The sequence below is a fragment of the Buttiauxella brennerae ATCC 51605 genome (genome assembly GCF_001654925.1).
Lineage (GTDB): Bacteria > Pseudomonadota > Gammaproteobacteria > Enterobacterales > Enterobacteriaceae > Buttiauxella > Buttiauxella brennerae.
Genome location: NZ_LXER01000006.1, coordinates 496,498 through 517,751, shown reverse-complemented (window position 1 = coordinate 517,751; position 21,254 = coordinate 496,498). Strand labels below are relative to the sequence as shown.

General features: G+C 50.3%; 19 protein-coding genes. 9 read left to right on the top strand and 10 right to left on the bottom strand.

Features of this window, described 5'->3' with window-relative positions; all coding sequences use genetic code 11:
* Positions 1-122 precede the first annotated feature (122 nt).
* Both pbpG and M975_RS03590 read right to left on the bottom strand, forming a co-directional pair.
* On the bottom strand, positions 123-1,064 hold the full coding sequence (gene pbpG / locus M975_RS03595) for a D-alanyl-D-alanine endopeptidase (RefSeq protein ID WP_064557363.1): 942 nt from the start codon (positions 1,062-1,064) through the stop codon (positions 123-125).
* A gap of 133 nt (positions 1,065-1,197) precedes the next feature.
* Entirely contained in the window at positions 1,198-1,785 is a 588-nt protein-coding gene (locus tag M975_RS03590) for a Yip1 family protein (protein WP_064557361.1), read from the bottom strand.
* Positions 1,786-2,067: 282 nt separating this feature from the next.
* On the opposite strand from M975_RS03590, the gene M975_RS03585 reads away from it, so the two are divergent.
* From M975_RS03585 to M975_RS03580, 3 genes are all read left to right on the top strand, one after another.
* Complete coding sequence (locus tag M975_RS03585; RefSeq protein ID WP_245164287.1) at positions 2,068-3,081, top strand: MFS transporter; 1,014 nt, start codon at positions 2,068-2,070, stop codon at positions 3,079-3,081.
* Positions 3,038-3,301, top strand: a complete 264-nt coding sequence (locus M975_RS23295) for a hypothetical protein (RefSeq protein ID WP_245164279.1) — start codon at positions 3,038-3,040, stop codon at positions 3,299-3,301. Before M975_RS03585 ends, M975_RS23295 begins: the two co-directional genes overlap by 44 nt.
* A 103-nt stretch (positions 3,302-3,404) precedes the next feature.
* Positions 3,405-3,974, top strand: coding sequence for a DedA family protein (locus M975_RS03580; RefSeq protein ID WP_064557359.1), 570 nt, complete (start codon positions 3,405-3,407; stop codon positions 3,972-3,974).
* On the opposite strand, the gene M975_RS03575 is transcribed toward M975_RS03580, so the two are convergent.
* From M975_RS03575 to M975_RS03565, 3 genes are all read right to left on the bottom strand, one after another.
* A complete protein-coding gene (locus tag M975_RS03575; protein WP_064557357.1) occupies positions 3,971-4,744 on the bottom strand; it encodes an SDR family oxidoreductase in 774 nt (257 codons plus the stop codon). The genes M975_RS03580 and M975_RS03575 overlap by 4 nt on opposite strands.
* A 65-nt stretch (positions 4,745-4,809) precedes the next feature.
* Positions 4,810-6,255: a multidrug resistance outer membrane protein MdtQ gene (mdtQ, locus tag M975_RS03570; protein ID WP_064557354.1), complete on the bottom strand. Its 1,446-nt coding sequence runs from the start codon at positions 6,253-6,255 to the stop codon at positions 4,810-4,812.
* A 169-nt stretch (positions 6,256-6,424) separates the two neighbouring features.
* Positions 6,425-7,249 (bottom strand): helix-turn-helix domain-containing protein, encoded by an 825-nt coding sequence (locus M975_RS03565; RefSeq protein ID WP_064557353.1) that lies wholly within the window; start codon positions 7,247-7,249, stop codon positions 6,425-6,427.
* Positions 7,250-7,462: 213 nt separating this feature from the next.
* Between M975_RS03565 and M975_RS03560 the strand changes: the two genes are divergently transcribed.
* From M975_RS03560 to M975_RS03540, 6 genes are all read left to right on the top strand, one after another.
* Positions 7,463-9,037 carry an alpha-L-rhamnosidase-related protein gene (locus M975_RS03560; RefSeq protein ID WP_064557352.1) on the top strand — a complete coding sequence of 525 codons (1,575 nt, stop codon included), beginning with the start codon at positions 7,463-7,465 and terminating at the stop codon, positions 9,035-9,037.
* Positions 9,038-9,061: 24 nt separating this feature from the next.
* Positions 9,062-10,441: a glycoside-pentoside-hexuronide (GPH):cation symporter gene (locus tag M975_RS03555; RefSeq protein ID WP_064557350.1), complete on the top strand. Its 1,380-nt coding sequence runs from the start codon at positions 9,062-9,064 to the stop codon at positions 10,439-10,441.
* Positions 10,442-10,491: 50 nt separating this feature from the next.
* Positions 10,492-12,075 carry a carbohydrate porin gene (locus tag M975_RS03550; protein ID WP_064557348.1) on the top strand — a complete coding sequence of 528 codons (1,584 nt, stop codon included), beginning with the start codon at positions 10,492-10,494 and terminating at the stop codon, positions 12,073-12,075.
* 101 nt (positions 12,076-12,176) lie between these two features.
* Positions 12,177-12,914 carry a class I SAM-dependent methyltransferase gene (locus M975_RS03545; protein WP_064557345.1) on the top strand — a complete coding sequence of 246 codons (738 nt, stop codon included), beginning with the start codon at positions 12,177-12,179 and terminating at the stop codon, positions 12,912-12,914.
* 106 nt (positions 12,915-13,020) lie between these two features.
* Complete coding sequence (gene yohP, locus M975_RS23480) at positions 13,021-13,104, top strand: small membrane protein YohP (protein WP_072009412.1); 84 nt, start codon at positions 13,021-13,023, stop codon at positions 13,102-13,104.
* Between the two features lie 202 nt (positions 13,105-13,306).
* Entirely contained in the window at positions 13,307-14,221 is a 915-nt protein-coding gene (locus M975_RS03540) for a LysR family transcriptional regulator (protein WP_064557343.1), read from the top strand.
* A gap of 50 nt (positions 14,222-14,271) precedes the next feature.
* Here the strand turns inward: M975_RS03540 and M975_RS03535 are convergent, their stop codons facing one another.
* The 5 genes from M975_RS03535 to rhlE all read right to left on the bottom strand — a co-directional run bounded on the left by M975_RS03535 (position 14,272) and on the right by rhlE (position 21,148).
* Positions 14,272-15,675, bottom strand: a complete 1,404-nt coding sequence (locus tag M975_RS03535) for a glycoside hydrolase family 1 protein (protein WP_064557341.1) — start codon at positions 15,673-15,675, stop codon at positions 14,272-14,274.
* A 15-nt stretch (positions 15,676-15,690) separates the two neighbouring features.
* Positions 15,691-17,550: a PTS beta-glucoside transporter subunit IIABC gene (gene bglF, locus M975_RS03530; protein ID WP_064557340.1), complete on the bottom strand. Its 1,860-nt coding sequence runs from the start codon at positions 17,548-17,550 to the stop codon at positions 15,691-15,693.
* Positions 17,551-17,781: 231 nt separating this feature from the next.
* Positions 17,782-18,621, bottom strand: a complete 840-nt coding sequence (gene licT, locus M975_RS03525; protein WP_064557338.1) for a BglG family transcription antiterminator LicT — start codon at positions 18,619-18,621, stop codon at positions 17,782-17,784.
* 152 nt (positions 18,622-18,773) lie between these two features.
* Positions 18,774-19,712, bottom strand: coding sequence for a tRNA dihydrouridine(16) synthase DusC (dusC, locus tag M975_RS03520; RefSeq protein ID WP_064557336.1), 939 nt, complete (start codon positions 19,710-19,712; stop codon positions 18,774-18,776).
* A 65-nt stretch (positions 19,713-19,777) separates the two neighbouring features.
* Positions 19,778-21,148, bottom strand: coding sequence for an ATP-dependent RNA helicase RhlE (rhlE, locus tag M975_RS03515; protein WP_064557335.1), 1,371 nt, complete (start codon positions 21,146-21,148; stop codon positions 19,778-19,780).
* Positions 21,149-21,254: the final 106 nt, after the last annotated feature.

Below are 21,254 nucleotides of genomic sequence, written 5' to 3'. Positions count from 1 at the left end.
AAGCTGCAACTGCGTTGGCTGCGTTCATTCGCCCAAATCACTTAGTTGACTAAGCTCATTGGGACTCTCTCACTTGCCGCCTTGCTGCAACTCGAATTATTTAGGGTATCGTTTGATTTGCCTTAATCGTCTAGCGCATTACTCTGCGTACTATTGCTCGCCATCTGCGCGGCCTTTTGCTTTTTATATGCCAGTGCAGATCCTGGAACTGGCGTCACCTTGCCGGTTTCCATCCAATTACGCAGACGGTTCGCATCTGCAAAATGGGTGTATTTCCCGAATGCATCCAACACGACTAATGCCACCGGGCGGTTATTGATCATGGTGCGCATCACCAGGCAGTGCCCGGCATTGTTAGTAAAACCGGTTTTGGTGAGCTGAATATTCCACTTATTGTTGTAAACCAAATGGTTGGTATTACGGAATGGCAGCGTATACGGCGGGTTGCTGAATGTTGCCATATCTTCTTTAGTGGTACTCAACTGGCCGAGCAGCGGGTATTGCTTCGATGCGATCAGCATTTTCGACAAATCACGTGCCGTGGAAACGTTTTGAATCGAAAGTCCGGTCGGCTCGACATAACGCGTGTGAGTCATGCCAAGAGATTTCGCTTTAGCGTTCATCGCGCGAATAAATGCGTTGTAGCCGCCAGGATAGTGGTGGGCAAGGCTCGCCGCCGCGCGGTTTTCTGATGACATTAACGCCAGCAGCATCATGTCTTTACGATCGATTTTACTGTTCAGGCGCACGCGGGAATAAATTCCTTTCATTTCCGGCGTTTGGCTGATGTCGACGCTCAGCATCTCATCCATCGGCAACTTCGCATCAAGAACCACCATCACCGTCATCAATTTGGTGATCGAGGCAATCGGGCGCACTAAATCTGGATGGCTGGAATACAAAACCTGATTGGTTTGCAGATCAACGATCATGGCACTGCCGGAAGCGATTTCCTGCGCGGCACTGGCCTGTTGTACGGTGGCTTTAGTTGCAGCCTGGGAAGCGAATGGTACGGCAATCATCAGCGCAAGGCTGAGCAACGATAGACGGATTTTTGTCGGCATGTTGACACTTCTATAATTATTCAAAAAAATAATGTGTCCTTCGAATCTCTTCACAGCGCGTATGAATAGACGAGGCGCCAGCATAATACTCTGACGCCCCGGAAAACTGCCACAATTGATTCGTAAGCGAGTATCAAAAAAGCCTGTAACCATAACCCCAGAGAATAACACTGAGGGCTAACAGCACTTCAAGGACCAGCACACCAATGGCGAGAGTGGAGCTGGAAAAACTCATTCCTTCTTCTTTATTGATGCCAAGGAACTCGGGCACGCCCACATACAACAGGTAGCCGGTATAAATAAGCGCCGCTGCGCCAACCAAAACACACAGCCAAACCAGAGGGTACAGCGCCACGAGGCCACTCAGAAACAGCGGCGTCGCAACGTAGCCTGCGAAGACCATACAACGCGCAAGAGATGGCCGATGCGGGTAGTTCCGTGCCATCCACCAGATAACACGCCCCATGACGGCAACACCTGCCAACATCAATGCATAAAACAGTACGCCTAAATAGAATCCGGTAAACATCGACAATTGAACGTACGTACCATCACCAAAATTCCAGCCAATTTGGGTCGTGCCAATAAACGCACAGATAACCGGAATGGCCGCCATGATTAACACATGGTGAGTGTAGTGATGTGAAACCGTTTCGTTCTCGCGTTTTATGTCCTGCATTTCACGATTGGGATGAGAAAAAAGCCCCCAGACATGACTCATAACGCCTCCTGACACCTCAAAAAAAACGATTGAGCACAGTCAAAGTATAATGCACAGCGGCTTGATTGTTTTTTAATCACCTAAAAATTACTCAGGCATCAGAGTCGCGGAATAAAGCGCGCTATATTGACGAAACGGCAAAAGCGTCATATTTAAATAACAGCCGCTATAACTGACCAGGATTGTGTCCGATGTAATGCCATTGCCAATAAGACTGTAACCACACGATTACTTTGTTATTTCTCGCAACTGCCGGGAAATGCTCACTTATTGGATTATGTCATGATAAAAGCACTACACCAGACCCTGGCTCGCACGCCGTGGTTGCTGTTCCTCGGGCTCTCTTTTGTGGTCTCATCCGTTGGGAATGGCATTACCTATATCGTTATTTTCAGTGAATTAATTCGCTTGTCGGTCCCTGCGACATCCCTTGCTCTTGCCTATGTTCTTTCAACCGTGCCGGGTTTCATCGGCAGCAAAATAGGCGAACGGTACTGCCGAAACAACAACCCTTTCCAGCTCCTTATTTGGGGCGAATGCTTAGGCATGTTGGGCCTTGCCGCACCTTTTGGTGCAGTGATGACAGGGTCTGTTCCGCTATTTTTCGTGGCCCAAACTGTCTCGGCATTTACCATCGGCATGACTTTCCCGGCGATGAGTAAAATCTTCAAAGCAGGACTTTCGGAGCAAGAACTTCCGGTTGCCACCTCGCTCGAAACCCTAATCTTCGCCTGCAATGTGATTTTGGGCGTCGGGCTTGGCCTGCTGTTACTGGGGCGCATCGGCGTGATGTCGCTGCTCTTTATCGACCTGTTAAGTTTTGCAGCAGCACTGCTGTTGCTGAGATCGGCAAAATCACGCTTCAGTAAGACTTTCACGCCGGTATTTTCCACCACGGTCAGCCTCCGGTGGAAAACGCTGTCGGGCACCCAGCGGCGTGGAATTTTGTTGCTGCCACTTCTGGCGTTCGCTGGCGCACCCGCAATGGCGTTATTGCCAGGCCTGGTTCCCGCAACACTTTCAGGTGAGGAGGCGCATAGCATGGCGTTGGCGCTGCTTTTCGCCCGCAGTCTGGGGCAACTCGTCGGCCCACTCATCCTCAACCCGGATAAATTCGAAAAACGCAGCAATAGCAATATGCTGATGACCGCCTGCCTTTGCGCATTTATCGCCTGCTACGCGTTAATCCCCTTTTCACCCTCAATCTTTCTCGCACTGGCTATTGGTTTTTACTGCACATATTTTCTCAAACGTGGTGTTTGCACTGGCGATTTACACCATCCTGAAACAGTTTGATGAGCATCTTGTCTGCGCGGCGATGGCAAAAAGTTACCGTCTTCAGATGGTGATTACCGCTCTGGTTTCCATCGGTGCGGGTTATTGCGCGCAATATTTTGGCGTGGTTACCGCACTCTATTTGTTTAGCGGGACAGGCTTTGTGCTCATCATAATGTTGACGTTAGGCGGGCATTGGCTGAAGCAGAGATCGGCACTGCTACGGGCGGACCAGAAATAACAAAAGAAGCACACCGTGGTGATGGCGGTGTGCTTATGCCACGGTAACCTGTAACAACCGCTATACTGTTGTTGTAGAAGAACAAGGAGTTACATCATTCATTGTGGATATTAATAATCTGATTGAGCATTACGGCTACGCAGCCCTGGTTGTGGGTAGCATGGCGGAAGGGGAAACAATCACGCTGTTGGGTGGCGTGGTGGCACACCAGGGGCTGCTCAAATTCCCGCTGGTCGTGTTGTCTGTCGCACTCGGCGGCATGATTGGTGATCAACTGCTGTATCTGGTTGGCAGGCGTTTTGGTGGCTCAATTTCGCAGCGTTTTAAAAAACATCAAAAGAAAATCACTAAGGCTCAGAAGCTGATTAACCGCCACCCTTACTGGTTTGTGATCGGCTCACGCTTTATGTACGGTTTCCGTGTGATTGGGCCGATTTTAATCGGAGCCAGTCGCCTCCCCCCGAAAATCTTCCTGCCTCTCAACATTGTGGGGGCATTAATTTGGGCAACGCTTTTCACTACCCTGGGTTACGTGGGCGGGGAAGTGATTGGCCCATGGCTGCATAACCTGGACCAACATATTAAGCATTGGATTTGGTTACTCGGCGTGGTCGCCGTGGTGTGGCTGGTGCGCTTGTGGTTTAAACACCGCGAGAACAATCAGCAAGATTAACCTTTCGGTTTAAAATGCGGGTTGGCAAACATAAAACCGCCGTCGACGATAAACGATTGCCCGGTGGTGTAGCTGGCGCTTTCTGAACAAAGCCACGCGACAAGACTGGCAATTTCTTCGGTATCCCCCGCTCGCCCCAGCGGGATTTCAGGGATCTTGCTCCCCGCGCCGTCACCTTCTTTCATGTCGTTCATCGGCGTGGCGACGGCTCCGGGCGCCACGGCATTGACCAAAATTTTATAGTGCACCAGCTCCATAGCCATTGATTTAGTTAACCCGCCCAACGCGTGTTTTGCCGCCGTGTACGCGCAGGCATCGGGAAGCGGCGTGTGTTCGTGAACAGAGGTGATATTCACGATTCGCCCACCCTCACCTTGCGAAATCATCGCGCGGGCCACTTTTTGCGAGCACAAAAACGCACCGTCCACATCGACAGTAAAAAGTTTGCGCCATTCTTCGAGGGTGACATCAAGGAAAGGGTTTTTGCTCATCGCCCCGGCGTTATTCACCAGTGCGTCAACACGCCCGAAACGGGCTATCAGCTCATCAATGCCCGCAGCACCATCCGGAAGGTTGGCTAAATCAAGCCAGGCGATTTCAGCTCGCCGCCCGAATCCTCTGACCTGCTGCGCCGTTTCTTGCGCGCCCTGTTCATCGGAATGCCAGGTGATACCGACGTCGTAACCCTGCTGCGCCAGCAGCAGCGCACATTTCTTGCCAATACCCGAATCCGACGCCGTGACGATGACCACTTTGTAAGCCGCACTCATTTCCACCTCCAGACTGTTTTTTAGCCAGAGTCTAATTATAGGAGGTGGTGAGTCATTCGCGGCTGTTACGCTTTTCCGGCCTGGTAGCCACCGCCAAGTGCTGAGACTAACTGCACGTCCGCGTTAAGCCATTTGCCATGCAACTGGATAGCTTTTGCCTGCTCTGACAAGTCCGGCAGTGTTGCAGCACTCATTCTCGCCCCGGAAATCAGGCCCGCTTTATAGCGCGCGGTGGCGAGGGTTTTCAGTTTTTGCGTACCTTTCAAAATAGTCAGCTGATGCTCATTTTCCGCAGCAACCGCATTGAGCTGGCTGGCTGCTTTCTCGACATCATTAACCGCACCAATCACGGCTTTGTTGTAACTGGCAATCGACAAATTGCTTTGTGCACGCACAATATCAAGATTGGCATTCAGACGACCACTGTCGAAAATAGGCAATGTGAAGCCACCAATGATGCCCACTTGCTGCGCTGAACCCCGGAACAAATCACTCAAGTGCAGTGCGTCATTTTGCAAGAAGGCACTCAGATTAACGTCCGGATAAAATGCGGCTTTGGCGGCGTCAACGCTGCTCAGTGAAGACTCGATGTACCAGTGTGCTTCCTGGAGATCGGGGCGACGAGCCAACAGTTCATAACCCATGTGGTCCGGTACACTGCTTTTCACCTGTGGGAGCGGCGCAGGTTTGATGTTTGATGCGGCATGAGCGTCACCCGTAATCGCGGCGAGCTGCGCTTTAGCCATATTGATACGCCCATCAATATCATCCAGTTGCTGCTGGGTTTTCACGAAATCAATATTGTTTTCAACGCCATCGACCGATGAGTTAATCCCCTGCCCGTACAACTCAAGTTGCACATCAACGATATTTTTCTGCGCCACGAGCGTTTGCTGTTTCACATCTTTCAACGCCAGCAAAGTTTGCACATCCCAGTACAAACGCACCACGTTTGCGGAGATAACCTGTTTTGCTTGTGCCAGTTCAGCCTGCTTCGCTCTCATGACACCCACACGGGCTTCTACTTCGGAACGATTCTTGCCCCACAAATCCAGATCCCAGCTGGCCGTCAGCCCAAAGTTACCGTTGGTGTAATACGGGCCTGTCGTCCCTGCTGCCGGGTCAGTCAGGGCAAACGGCCCCATCAGCCCTTCCTGGGACATTTTCTGGCGCTCTACATTTGCGGAGAAATCCAGTTGCGGGCCATCACCCGCTTCCTGCATTTGCGTCTGTGCCTGAGCCAGTTTGATACGCTGTTCTACGACGGCGAGATCGGGAGAATCTTTAAGTGAGGTTTCTACCAGCTTGTCTATCTGGCTGTCGTGATAACCCCGCCACCAGTCGCTGCCCGGCCAGCCGTGTGCCAGTTCGAGAGGGAGTTTGGTTTCAAGCTGCTGCGCAGGTGTTTTTTGTGTGAGTTGTGCATCTTCGTTATGCATTGGCGCACAGCCAGATAAAGCCAGCATCAGCGCAATAGCGGATGCTGCCAGAGGGAAACGTGAGGAAGTCATAATCAGCCACAGAGAAAAAGAAAGAGTAGAGATTACGCACTCCCGACGAGAAAATTTTAGGTTTCAGTGGCAATACACAAGCGGTTAAAAAACGAAACAAATTGAAATTGATTTATGATTGTTATTATAAGCGAGATACAAATAACCATGGCAAATATCACCATGAAAACTAAACTCCCGAACGTTTGCGCTCTGCACTAGGCGTAACGCCAAAAACTTTTTTATACGAAGTGGTGAAGTGATTACTGTTGGCAAAACCACACAAGAAAGCCACTTCTGTGATGGTCATATCGGTCTCTTTAAGTTTTACCCGTGCAGACACCAGCCGCAAACGCTTGAGGTAATTTTCGGGTGTCAGGCCGGTCACTTCTTTGATATGGCGAGATGCAGTGCGCTGCGTCAGGTGAAACTGGTTAGCGAGTTGTTGCCAGTCAATTTCGTTAAAACAATTTTCCTGCAAGTGGCTGAGCAATTTATGCAGTTTGTAACGAGTGTTGCTGTACTCTGCCTGGGATTGGGCATAAAGAATCGTGGTCACTAAATTAAAAAACAGTGACTCTTTTAATGCCTGGTTTCCTGTAGTTGACATCTCATCGCGGAAAATATCAGCAATCAGCCTCTTACAAAGCATTTTTGTTTCAGGAGTAAGCCAGCCGTAATTTGCCGCACAACTTCCTGCAATGCAGTTTAATAGTACTTCTATTTGAGTTAGATAAACAAACTGCACCTGCGGGTTAATTAGAATATTGATAAGTTTTAACGTGCCTAGTTCGTCGTAAAAATGAACATCGTTAACGCTAATAAAAAAGACATCCCCCTGCTGGATAAAAATAGGCTTACCGTTAATCACATGCAGACCATGCCCTTCTTCAACAATGACCAGTTCCTGAAAGCTGTGGCTATGCTCGCAGTTGTTATCTTCCGGATCGCTGCGGTAAAGCGAAAGCTTTGTTTGTTCATTGGGGAAATACTTACTGACTTCAAGCTTATTCATCGTAACGCTCACTTCAAACCAACCTGTCTATACCTGTCGGCAAAATAAAACACTCCAGCCCAAATAACGATCTCGATTTTACAATTTGTGATCGGCCGCATCGGCACCCCACTGAAAATGCCATCCGCTAACAATTACTGGCAACCTGAGAATAGCTGGCAGAAAGACTCCCACCATAAACTCAAGTCATTGCTTCATCATTAAGGACTCGGTATGTCACAGGCATTACAACAAAATGGACACCTGAAGATGGTTCGCCACCCACAAATTCAGGCAAAAGCACAGGCTCTTATTCCTGAGATCTATCATCATGATATTTTCCCACAGGCGATAGTCCGTGCTGAGCAAGATGGCCAGCAAATACACGGTTGGCGTGCAGAGGTAGTGAACACTTCGGAGAAGTTCTTCCAGCAAGATTTTTTCCAGGGCGAGCATGTCATCATTGATTTTGGCCAGCACTGCGTCGGCTTTCTGGAGTTTGCTTGCGAGGCCGTAGGTAGCCCACCAGATGCACCTGCGCATCTGCAATTTATCTTTGGTGAAACGCTCGCGGAAGTGGTCGAACCCTTCTCAGAATACAGTGGATGGCTGAGCAGTAGTTGGCTGCAGCAACAAGATTGCTATTTGGATGAACTGCCGCAGCGTACACGCCTTCCTCGCCGCTATTGCTGTCGATATTTACGCATTAACATCGTGGCGCTGTCACGCAAATTCCAGCTACGTTTCACCGCATTAAAACTGGATACTGTGACCTCCGCATCGCTTGCAGACCTCCCGCCCTGCACAACTTCTGACCCTCAGCTTAAGCGGATTGATGACGTTGCAGTGCACACATTGAAAAACTGCATGCACGACGTGTTTGAAGATGGCCCAAAACGTGACCGCCGTCTGTGGCTAGGAGATTTGCGCCTCCAGGCATTGGTGAATGATGTCACCGTCAAAAATTACGATTTGGTAAAGCGCTGCCTTTATCTGTTTGCCGCCATGACGCGCGAAGACGGTATGGTATCGGCCAACATATTTGTTAAACCGCAGGTGATTGCTGACGACACTTTCCTGTTCGATTACGCACTGTTTTTTGTCGATGTGCTGCAAGAGTACGTGGCAGTTACCGATGACAGCGAAACCCTGGCCGAACTTTGGCCCGTTGCATGGCGGCAAATTGAACTTGCCCTTGAACGAGTTGCAGAAAATGGGATTGTGCGCGACAGCAATGATTGGTGGTCTTTTATCGACTGGCATCAGGATCTCAACAAGCAGGCAGCATCCCAGGGTGTGCTCATTTATTGCCTGAATAAAGCGTTACTGATTGCTCGCCAATATGACCCGACGAAAAGCGATTTTCTTGAGCATCAAATTTCACGCCTTAAAGCTGCGGCCTTGCGCAAACTTTGGGACCCACAAAGCGGCTTTTTCACCAGTGGCGATTCCCGGCAAATATCCTGCGCCTCGCAAGTCTGGCTGGTGCTGGCGGATGTCGGCACATTAGAAAGCCAGCAACAGCTCTTAGCTCGCATCAAAAGCCACCCACCAGAAATTCAGATGAATACCCCGTACATGATGCATCATTACGTCGCGGCGCTGTTGCATGTGAATGAGATTGAGCAAGCGACTCGGGAGATTAAACGTTACTGGGGTGCCATGGTGGAATACGGGGCCGATACCTTCTGGGAGCTTTTCGACCCCCAGCAGCCTGATTTTTCACCTTATGGCAGCAAGCTCATCAACAGCTATTGCCACGCATGGAGCTGTACTCCTTCGTGGTTCATTAGAAAGTACCTACTGTAAAACAACAACGTCGAGAACCTACTTATGTCTACCTCAACTCTATGGCGGCAACGCTTCGGCTACGGTATTGCAGACTTATCCTGCAACCTCGTATGGCAAATGATCTCATTGTACCTGATGTACTTTTATACTGATGTTATGGGTCTACCGGCCTATTACGTTGGCCTTATGTTCCTGGTGGCCCGCTTGGTTGATGGTGTGGCAGATGTATTGATGGGGCTGGTAATTGATAATACAAGTACTCGCTGGGGCCGTTGCCGACCGTACTTGCTGATAGGGGCAGTACCATTCGGTTTATTGTGTGTTCTGGCGTTCTACGTTCCGGACTTTGGCACCACGGGCCGACTCATTTACGCCTTTGTCACATACTTATGTTTGTCGTTTCTTTATACCATCGTCAATATTCCATTTTGTGCGATGCTGCCTTTCTTGACCAGTGAGTCGAAAGAGCGCACCACCCTTTCTACAGTGCGTATTCTACTGGGTTCACTTGGCTCAACAATTGTTGCCGTCGCCACATTACCGCTCGTCAAAACACTCGGTCAGGGTAATCAGGAGCATGGTTTTTTATATACCGCGATGGTCTTTGGCGTGGTTGCTACCTTCTTTTTGCTGATTAGTTTTCGAAATGTCGAAGAGAAAATTAATATTAATGCTGAGCCGATGACATTAAAACGCGCCTGGACTAGCCTGCGTAATAACCCGCCATGGTTTGTTTTTGCGGTGAATATTTTCCTGATGTGGGGTGCATTTTTCTTCCAGACTGGCGCACTGGTGTACTTCTTTAATTACTACGTTGGGAACACTGAATTAACTGCATTGATTGCCGGGATCTCTACCTTCGTTCCGCTATTAGGCACGCTCACTGTCCCACTTCTGGCAAAGCGGATGAAAAAACGCCACGTCTATTTGGTCGCTTCCACCATCAATTTAATTGGTATGGCAGTGATGATTTTTGCCGGTGTTAATGTCATTGGGCTAGTTGTCGGAGCGGTTATTTTATCGTTGGGTGCAGGGCAACGTACCGCTATTTACTTCTCTATGCAGGCCGATCCGGTCGATTATGGTGTATGGAAAACCGGGATTAATACTGCAGGAATATTAACCTCTATTAACGGTTTCCTTGGCAAAGTGGCGATGGCTGGTGCAGGGGCTATTACCGGTATTATGCTTTCCGCCAACGGTTATGTTGCCAACCACGTACAAAGCGTTGATGCATTGTTCGCCATTAAAGCCTGTTATCTCTATATCCCTGCAGCATTAATCATCGTGTCGATGTTCTGGATTGGTAAGTTTTACCGTCTCGATGACCAATATGAAAAAATACGCGCCGACTTAGATTCTGGTATCAACGCCAACACTTCCGACCCAGTATTTAATTTGAATAAGAGCCGTGCTGTGTAATCTGGAATTTTAATTAAAAAATAAATCTGATTTTCACAAGGAATTAATTAATGCGTATCACAAAGATTAGCGCAGGGGTTCTCTGCGCACTTTTTGGACTGGGCTATTACTCCTCGGCTCAGGCTTCAACCACTTTATCAATAGAAGAAAGATTGGCATTGCTGGAGTCGAGATTAAATCAGGCAGAACAAGAAGCAAGTCAAGCAAAGCTTCGGGCTGACAAAGCAGAAAAGCGCACCATCGCCGCCGAACAACAGCTTGCGCAGGTAACGAAGAAACAAGAAAAACAAACACAACAAATCGAAACGGTGGAAAAAAATAAACGTGATGATGGCTTTGAGTTTTCCGCTTACGCCCGTTCAGGGCTGCTGATTAATGAGCATGGGAAAGGCGGTCGCGGTGGGCCAGGTGTTTCACCTGCCAGTTCATTAAATGGTGATGCGCATGTCGGTCGTCTTGGCAATGAAAAAGATAATTACGTCGAATTAAGTTTCAATAAGAAAATGAGTTTTGATGACGGTTCATGGGCACATTTCAAAACCATGCTAGCCGATGGAGCTAATAACCCAGACCCATGGGTTCAGGATAATGACAGCCACCATATCAATATTCGCCAGCTTTATGTCGAAATGGGGGATTTAGCGAGCTTTGGTGGCGTAGCAGAGCACGCAACATTATGGGCAGGGAAGCGCTTTGACCAGGATAACTTCGATATTCACTTTACGGACAGTGACATTATGTTCCTTGGTGGTACGGGCGGAGGAATAAACGATGTCCGATGGACAAATAATTTCAAATCTGACTTTAACGTTTATGGCCGTAATTTTGGCGACCTCGGCAGCGATAATTACAACGACAATGATATTCAAAACCTGATGTTTACTGCCAATAACTTCTACAACAACTGGCAGTTGATGTTAACTGGCATGACCGCACAAGGAAATGATGACTTAAAAGACAACACCTCAACCACCGGAAGCTACGCTTTGCGCAGCGATAATACCGCCAAAAATGGTTATTACGCGATGCTGGCCTACCATGATAAATCCCGGTTCTATGGCCTGGCCCCGGGTGTTTCTGAGACAGCACTACAATATGGCGGTGGCTTGGGTGCAGAAGCACGCCAGCCTGGTAGCGACGGGGATTTAACCGAGAATGCTAAATCCTTACGCTTTGCCTCTTACGGCATCGTACCGGTGAGTAAAAACTGGGAACTGGCTCCATCGGTTATTGCCCAGCATAGTGAGGATCGCTATCGCGATGGCGATCGTTACGACTGGGCGACCTTTAACCTACGAGCTTCCCAGGCTATTACGCAAAACTTTGCCCTGCTTTATGAGGCCTCCTGGCAATATATGGATTTAGATCCGAATGGCCGAAGCTATACCTCAGACGGCACAATCTATAATTATCAGGCGGTAAAAGGTGACTTCTATAAACTGACCTTTGCGCCAACATTTAAAGTCGGCAATGTATTCGATATCAAAGCACGCCCGGAAATTCGTTTCTTCGCCACCTGGATGAACTGGTCAAAAGAGCTAGACCATTACGCCATCAACGATGATTTCGGCAGTAGTGGTTTCACCGCAGGCGGCAACTGGAACTTCGGCGTACAGACGGAAATTTGGTTCTGACACGTCAAGCTGCAACCGTTAGCGAGGGGAAGCCCTTTCCCCTCGTTGATAACTTCACTAGACTTCTCCTGCCAATTACGGCTTTGCGAACAGGAGTTGCAATGACACAAAACATCTACGACAACCCGGCTTTTTTTGAAGGTTACGCCACACTCGACCGCTCGATTAAAGGATTGGATGGCGCACCTGAATGGGCAGCAATGCAAACACTGTTGCCTGAATTGCAGGGCAAATCGGTGGTCGACTTAGGTTGCGGTTACGGCTGGTTTTGCCGTTACGCACGCGGCCAGGGTGCCGCAAAAGTACTGGGGCTGGATGTCTCGGTAAAAATGCTGGAGAAGGCGCAGGAGATGACAACTGGCGAAGGTATTGTTTATCGCCGTGAAGATCTCGAACAATTGCAGCTTGAGCCACAAAGTGTCGATCTGTTTTACAGCTCACTTGCCCTGCATTATCTGGAAAATATAGACGCGCTGTTCGCAACGCTTCATCAGGCGCTGGTGCCCGGTGGCATGCTGGTGTTTTCAGCAGAACATCCGATTTATACCGCACCAATGCAACAGGGTTGGCTGGCTGACCAGACCGGGCAAAAATCCTGGCCTGTGAACCATTATCAACAAGAGGGCGAGCGCATCAGTAACTGGTTTGCCGACGGCGTGAAGAAGCAACACCGCAAACTTTCGAGCTGGATAAATACGTTGATCGCTCGCGGTTTTGTTATCGAAAAACTTGATGAATGGGGCCCTGACGCGCAACAAATCGCGCAAAATCCGGCGCTTGATGAAGAAAAAGAACGCCCAATGATTTTCCTGCTGGCGGCACGTAAACCCCTAATCTAGCTACCTTCAATTTATCTGAGTTTCTGCAATCGGGGAGGCAACTCCCCCGCTTCCTCTCATCCTTGCCTATACTCTTTAAACACTAGCCATAAAACAGGAAGCATTGATGAAAATTATTCTATGGGCAGTTTTGATTATCTTTATTATTGGCTTACTGGTCGTAACTGGCGTGTTTAAGATGATTTTCTAATGACAACGGGTGCCAAAATAGTGGCACCCTTTACTTTACCCCTGCCTTCATACTGTCATTAACCGCCACCCAATCCCCCTGATCTTCCCGTCAACAAAGCTAAAAATGCCGCCATCGCTTTCATTTTGCCCTCATCAAGTCAGTTGAACTTGCGGACAGTATTGGTGAAGCTTTATTATCACTCCAATTGATTGGAGACATAATGACTATCAAAGAAAGTGATTTCCGCAAAATCGACCTCAACTTGTTGATTGCTTTTGCGGTGTTATTTCGCGAACAGAGCGTTTCGATGGCGGCAGATAAGCTGCATCTTGGCCAGCCCGCAGTAAGCGGTTCGCTCGCTCGCCTGCGTGAAATGTTTGACGACCCACTCTTTATTCGCAGCGGCCATCGCATGCAGCCCACGGCTCGTGCAACGGAGTTGCACACTGAACTGATGCCATTGCTAGAACAATTGCAAAGTGCGCTGTTTCAGCAAGCTCAGTTCGACCCCGCCTGCGCAAAAGCGACCGTAACTATCGGCATGACCGACTGGGTAGAAATGTGGTTGATGCCGCAACTGGTGCCTGCATTACGCGAGCAAGCGCCAGGCGTGCGCCTGAACGTGGTCGCAAGTGATCCTTTCACTGACGCACAGCGCCTGGAAGGGGGTGAGCTGGATATGGCCATCAGCGTGGCAAACCAGTCTGCACGCTGGATGGAGCGTGAGCTTCTGACACCAATGGAGTTTGTTACGCTCTGGCACCCATCGCAACTACAGCTGGACACCCCACTGTCTGCGCAAACATATGCCGCGCAACAACATGTCATGGTGAGCTACCGTGAGGCCAGCAGCAGCCATATCGACACGCTGTTAGCACGCCAGGGCATGAAACGTGAGATTAGTTACACCACGCCGCATTTTTCCGCATTGCCAGGTTTGTTAAGCAAGATGCCTTCGCTTGCGACTGTGCCGCAGGGGCTTTGTGAGAACTGGCAGCAAACATGGGGTTTACGCAGCAGCCCAGTTCCACTCGAAATGGAGCCGTTAGAAGTGGCATTGTTGTGGCATCAGCGCCATAACAGTGATGCGGCGCTGATGTGGGTACGTGGGTTTATCAAGCGACTTGTGGGGTAGAATGGCCCTCACCCCGGCCCTCTCCCAGAGGGCCGGGGTGAGGCTGTAAATCACTTAAACGATGACTTCAAACTCTCACCATTACTGGCAATCACTTCTTTATACCAGTTGAAACTTTTCTTACGGCGGCGCTCAAGCGTGCCGTTGCCCTGGTCATCGCGGTCGACATAAATAAAGCCATAGCGTTTAGACAACTCAGCTTTTGACGCACTCACCAGGTCAATTGGCCCCCAGCAGGTGTAACCCAGCACTTCAACGCCGTCTTCAATTGCTTCACGCACTTGCACTAAATGGTCGTTGAGATAGCTGATGCGATAGTCATCATGCACTGTGCCATCGGCTTCGAGTTTGTCTTTAGCACCGAGGCCGTTTTCAACAATAAACAGTGGTTTTTGATAACGGTCCCACAGCTTGTTGAGCAAAATACGCAGACCAACTGGGTCGATTTGCCAGCCCCACTCGGAACTCGGCAGATGCGGGTTTGGCACCATATTCAAAATATTGCCACGCGCTTTCTGATTCAGTTCTTCATCGGAGGTGACACAGCCCGTCATGTAATAGCTGAACGAGATAAAGTCGATGGTGGTTTTCAGCGCTTCGCGATCGCTGTCCGAGATCTCAAGCTTAATGCCGTTATCGCGGAAGTAACGCAACATATAGCCCGGATACTCGCCACGGCACTGCACATCACCAAAGAACAACCAGTTACGGTTTTCCTGCATGGTTTCCAGCACGTCTTCTGGCTTACAGCTCAGCGGGTACACCAGACCACCAAGCAGCATGTTACCAATGCGCGCATCGGGAATGATTTCATGGCAGGCTTTCACCGCCAGCGCACTGGCAACCAGTTGATGGTGAATCGCCTGGTAAATTTCTGCTTTGCTGCTGCTCTCACGCAGACCCACGCCGGTCATCGGCGCATGCAGTGACATGTTGATTTCGTTAAACGTCAGCCACAGTTTCACTTTGTTTTGGTAACGGGTGAACACTGTGCGGGCGTAGCGCTCAAAGAATGTGATGACTTCACGGCTGCCCCAGCCGCCATAATTTCTCACCAGGCCCCACGGCATTTCGTAGTGAGACAGCGTCACCATTGGCGTGATGTTATGTTTTGCCAGTTCATCAAACAGACGGTCGTAATACGCAAGGCCCGCTTCATTTGGCTGAGTTTCGTCCCCTTGCGGGAAAATACGCGTCCAGGCAATAGAGACTCGCAGGCAGCTAAAGCCCATTTCTGCAAATAGCGCGATATCTTCTGGATAGCGGTGGTAGAAATCAATGGCGACATCTTTAATGCCAAAATCTCCTGGCTTGCGTTCGGCAACATCACCAAATACGCCATGCGGTTGAACGTCGGACGTTGAAACCCCCTTCCCGTCTTCCTGCCATGCGCCTTCTACCTGATTTGCGGCAATCGCGCCGCCCCACAAAAACGTCTTAGGAAATGCTTTCATCTACTTCTCCTTTGTTTAGCGGGTGACCGTCAGGAACGGCATGCCCGAATCAATCGAATGGCTATTTGTCATACGCGTAACAGCAGTGTATTCGTCGCTGTTACTGATAATCACCGGCGTTGCCAGATCATATCCCGCATCCAGAATCGCCTGGCGGTCGAACTCAATCAGCAGATCGCCAGGCTTAATTTTGTCACCCACTTTCACATGGGAGGTGAAGTGCTGACCATTCAGTTTTACCGTATCGATACCGATATGAATCAACATTTCTATGCCACTATCACTAAGCAAACCAATGGCATGGCGCGTCTCGAAGAGCGAAGCCACTTCCCCCGAAAACGGTGCGATAACCTTGCCGGTAAGAGGAATAATCGCCGCACCGCCACCGAGCAAACCGCTGGCAAAGGTGGAGTCCGGTACCTGATTCATCTCCAGAACCGTTCCGCTCATCGGTGCAAGAATGTCGTTTTCGCTTGCCTGAGCAACAACTGGCACGTCTGTTTCACTGCGCGGCAGGCCTGCGATGCAGGTCAGCACACAGGATAAGACCAGTGCGACAAACATCCCGATAACCGCACCCCATACGCTCGCATCAATTCCACCCGGTGGAATCATTTGCGCGATGGTAAAAATGTTCGCGAAACCAAATGAATAAACGTTACTGTGGCTAAAGCCAACAATCGCGCCACCCACTGCTCCGGCAATACAACCGAAAATAAACGGGCGGCGATGAGGCAAAGTGACGCCATAAACCGCAGGTTCAGTAATACCAAAGATCCCAGCACTCGCCGCAGAACCCGCCAGCATTTTCATACGGGTATCACGAGTACGCAGGAATACGCCAAGACACGCGCCGACCTGCCCCATAATCGCCGGAAGCAGCAGCGGTAACAGTGTGTCGTGTCCAAAGACGGAAAGGTTGTTGATCATCAGCGGCACCATGCCCCAGTGCAGGCCGAAGATAACGCACACCTGCCAGATGGCACCCATCACCGCCCCGGCAAGCCACGGTGCAAAAACGTAGATTGCCTGGTAACCATACGCCAGCATCTGGCTAAGCCAGGTCGCTGCCGGGCCAATGAGCAGGAATGTCAGTGGCACGGTTATGGCGAGGCAAAACAGCGGCGTAAAGAAGTTACGCACCGCAGATGGCAGCACTTTGTTGCTCTGTTTTTCTATCCAGCAGCTTGCCCATGCGGCAAAGACAATCGGGATCACTGATGAGCTGTAGTTGATGAAGGTGATAGGAATGCCGAGGAAATGCTCGGTCGCCGCCCCTGCCTGGCTGGTGGCATCCAGCGCCTGCATCACTACCGGGTGCGTTAATGCACCACCAATCGCCATGGTCACAAACGGGTTGCCACCAAATTTTTTCCCGGCGGTAAACCCAAGCACCAACGGGAAGAAGTAAAACAGTGAATCGCTTGCGGCAAACCAGAGCTTATACGTCCCGCTGTCGGTGCTAAGCCAGTCGAAAACGACCGCCATCGCCAGTAAGCCTTTAAGTATCCCGGAGGCCGCCATAACGCCGATGAACGGTGTGAAAATAGAAGAAACAATATCGATAAGCCGATTAAACAGGTTCACCTTCTCACCGGTCTCTTGCGGCTGTTGGACGCTGTCATCCTTGATGCCCGCTTGTGCACAAACTTCGTTGTACACATCATGAACATGGTTGCCAATCACCACCTGGAACTGGCCGCCACTTTCCACCACCATAATCACGCCGGGATTTTTTTTGAGCGCTTCGGCATTAGCTTGTTTCTGGTCTTTTAATTTAAAGCGCAACCGCGTGGCACAGTGGACCAGGCTTGAAATATTCTCTTGCCCACCAACATGGGTCAGAATATCTCTTGCAACCTCTTGATATCCCATAATTGTTTCCTTTCACCTTTCAGGCATGTGTGTCTGAGTAAAAATCAAAAAAAAACCTGAGACTGGAGTCCCGTTTAGGGACCAGTGCTCAGGTTTTGCCTGCCGAAGCAGTAACAATCCTTATACCCTGCATATTTCAAATTTCAGGGCTGTTGGCTGCGTTTTCTTGCCGCCTGGCTGAAACTCGAATTATTTTAAGTATTTAATCGTACGCCTTTCGACGCACGCTTCTTAAGCCTTGCGGCTCTCTTTACGCACTCGCTCAATATGAATAGCGAGGAACATAATTTCTTCTGTCGTTAACTCACGCTGGTATTCAGTGACCAGATGCGCGCTGATCTTTTCAGCACAGCGCCACGCGTGAGGGTAATTATCTTTCACTGCGTCATGAAGCGTTGCATCATCATCTGCGACAACGTTGCGGCTCAGCATCCGTTGTGCGAAGAATTTCAGGTGCGTGACGAAACGCTGATAACTGAGGCTGTCTTCGTCATACTCGACCCGCAGTTGATACTTCACGATGTGCAAAATTTCCTGCATCACACGGGTCACGTGCATCACTTCCGGCATTTCACTGTTCAACTGTGCCGTCACCAGATGCAGCGCGATAAAACCGGCTTCATCTTCCGCCAATTGCACATCAAGTCGTTTTTCAATGATTGCCCGAGCTTCCTGGCCTAACAAAAACTCTTTGGGATATAGACGCTTAATTTCCCACAACAGCACGTTGCGAATCGCTATGCCTTTCTTTTGCCGCTCAATGGCAAAATGGCAGTGGTCTGTCAGCGTAATGTAGAGGCTGTCTTGCAGCTTCCCTAAACGCTGGTGCGAAAGCTCGATAATGCGGTCGCAGGTGGTCATCACTTCCAGCGGAATTTGGCTTAAAAGCTCGCCTAAACGTGCCACCAGTTCATCGCTTTGCAGAGCAAAAACCTTCTCGACTTTCTCCTTTTCAAGCAGCTCACCGGGCTGTTTCTGGAAGCCCAGACCACGCCCCATCACCACTTGTTCACGTCCTTGTTCGTCCAGAATCACCACTACATTGTTATTGAGTATCTTGGCGATCTTCATTCGTACCCCAGAAACAAAAAAACCTGACTCCCGGCACAGGCCAGAAAATCAGGTTTTGCCTGCCGTAGCAGTAACAATCCAACTATGACACTCTATCAGCTTCGAAATATCACTCAAATGAATGAATTAAAAATCGTGATGAAGATCTCGGCTTAACGTACCGGGTTACAAATCACACGGGCGATGTCCGCAGAATGCTTGAGTGTACGAATCGCAGTAAACAAGTCCGTTGCTTCAACGTATTCTTTACGTAAATATCCCAGCCACTGTTTGATACGCGCAACGTGATACATCCCCGTATCGCCCTGCTTTTCAAGCTGGCTGTATTTTTGCAGTAGTTTCACCACATCTGGCCACGGCATACGCGGCTCATTGTACTTAATCACGCGGCTTAAATTAGGGACGTTAAGCGCCCCGCGGCCAATCATCACGGAGTCACAGCCCGTTGCCGCCATGCAGTCTTGCGCACTTTGCCAGTCCCAGATTTCACCGTTGGCGATAACCGGAATAGACAAGCGTTGACGGATTTCGCCAATCGCCGCCCAGTTGATGCGCTCTGCTTTGTAACCGTCTTCTTTGGTGCGCCCGTGAACCGTAAGTTCTGTGGCACCTGCCTGCTGCACGGCATCAGCAATTTCAAACTGGCGCGCGTCGCTGTCCCAGCCGAGGCGGATTTTCACCGTAACGGGCAAATGCACAGGCACCGCTTCACGCATCGCTTTTGCGCCACGGTAAATCAGATCGGGGTCTTTGAGCAGTGTGGCACCGCCGCCGCTACCATTCACCAGTTTGGATGGGCAGCCGCAGTTAAGATCAACACCGCAGGAACCCAGTTCCACAGCACGCGCAGCGTTTTCAGCCAGCCATTGTGGATGTTGCCCCAGGAGTTGAATACGGACTAACGTACCGGACTGAGTGCGGCTGGCGTGTTCAAGTTCCGGGCAAAGTTTATGGAATGATTTTGCCGGCAAAAGCTGGTCGACCACGCGCAAGAACTCGGTGATACACAAGTCGTAGTCATTGACCTCTGTCAGCAGTTCACGAACCAGTGAGTCGAGAACCCCTTCCATTGGCGCAAGCAGTACACGCATAGCGTTTTTCCGGTAAAAAAAAGAGGCGCTATGTTAGCGCCTCTGTTTGAGTAGGCAAAGCCTAATTAATTAGACGAAGCTGGCTTGCGTGCCGGACGACGACGAGCGTTAGCACCAGCAGGTTTCGCGCCATCTGCCTGTGGGCGAGATGGGCGACGCGGTGCGCTGCTGCGATCGGATGATGCGCCGCCGCTATTGCCACCACGACGTTGACCCTGGCCCTGACCACCGCCGTTTCCACGACCGCCGCCACGTTGCTGCTGGCGACCGTTGACGATTGGCTCAGCTGGAATGGACGGATCCACTTCATAACCTGGCAGTGCCATACGCGGAACTTCACGCTTAAGGACACGTTCGATGTCGCGCAGCAGTTTGTGTTCATCAACACACACCAGAGACAGCGCTTCACCGGTTGCTGCCGCACGGCCAGTACGGCCAATACGGTGCACGTAATCTTCTGGTACGTTAGGCAGCTCGTAGTTCACGACGTGCGGTAACTCTTCGATATCAAGACCACGCGCGGCGATGTCAGTTGCCACCAGCACACGAATGCCGCCGTTTTTGAAGTCAGCCAATGCACGAGTACGTGCGCCCTGGCTCTTGTTACCGTGGATAGCCGCAGCGGTAATGCCATCTTTGCCCAGCTGTTCTGCCAGGTGGTTTGCACCGTGTTTGGTACGGGTAAACACCAGCACTTGCTGCCAGTTACCTTCACCAATCAGCTGTGACAGCAGTTCTCTTTTACGTTTCTTATCAACGAAATGAACGTGTTGAGTCACTTGCTCGGAAGCTGTGTTACGACGCGCAACAGACACTTCTTCTGGATTATGCAGCAGCTTTTCAGCCAGCCCTTTAATCTCATCAGAGAAGGTCGCGGAGAACAGCAAGTTCTGGCGGCGTGCAGGCAGTTTTGCCAGTACACGGCGGATATCGTGGATGAAGCCCATATCCAGCATACGGTCAGCTTCGTCCAGCACCAGAATTTCGACCTGGTCGAGTTTCACGGCGTTCTGGTGTTCCAGATCTAGCAGACGGCCAGGTGTTGCCACCAGCACATCAACACCGCTACGCAGTTTCATCATCTGCGGGTTAATGCTCACGCCGCCGAAAACCACCAGCGAGCGGATATCTAAATATTTGCTGTAGTCGCTTACGTTTTCGCCAATCTGAGCTGCAAGCTCACGGGTTGGCGTCAGGATCAGCGCACGAACCGGGCGGCGACCTTTGGCATGCGGCTGATTGTCGACCAGGCGCTGCAACAGCGGCAAGGTAAAGCCAGCTGTTTTACCGGTGCCGGTTTGGGCACTGGCCATCAGGTCACGACCTGCTAAGACGACCGGGATCGCCTGGCGTTGAATAGGGGTAGGCTCACGATAGCCCTGCTCTTCCACTGCACGCAGAATATCGGCGTTCAGGCCGAGAGAATCAAAAGACATAGGTACTCCAGAATCGCCCTGACCGCGAGGTGCGGTGTAGTTTCCAGGGGTTCATATGACGCCAGTCATTCTGGCGCGAGAGAGGGGCACAAACCACGGTGCCGTA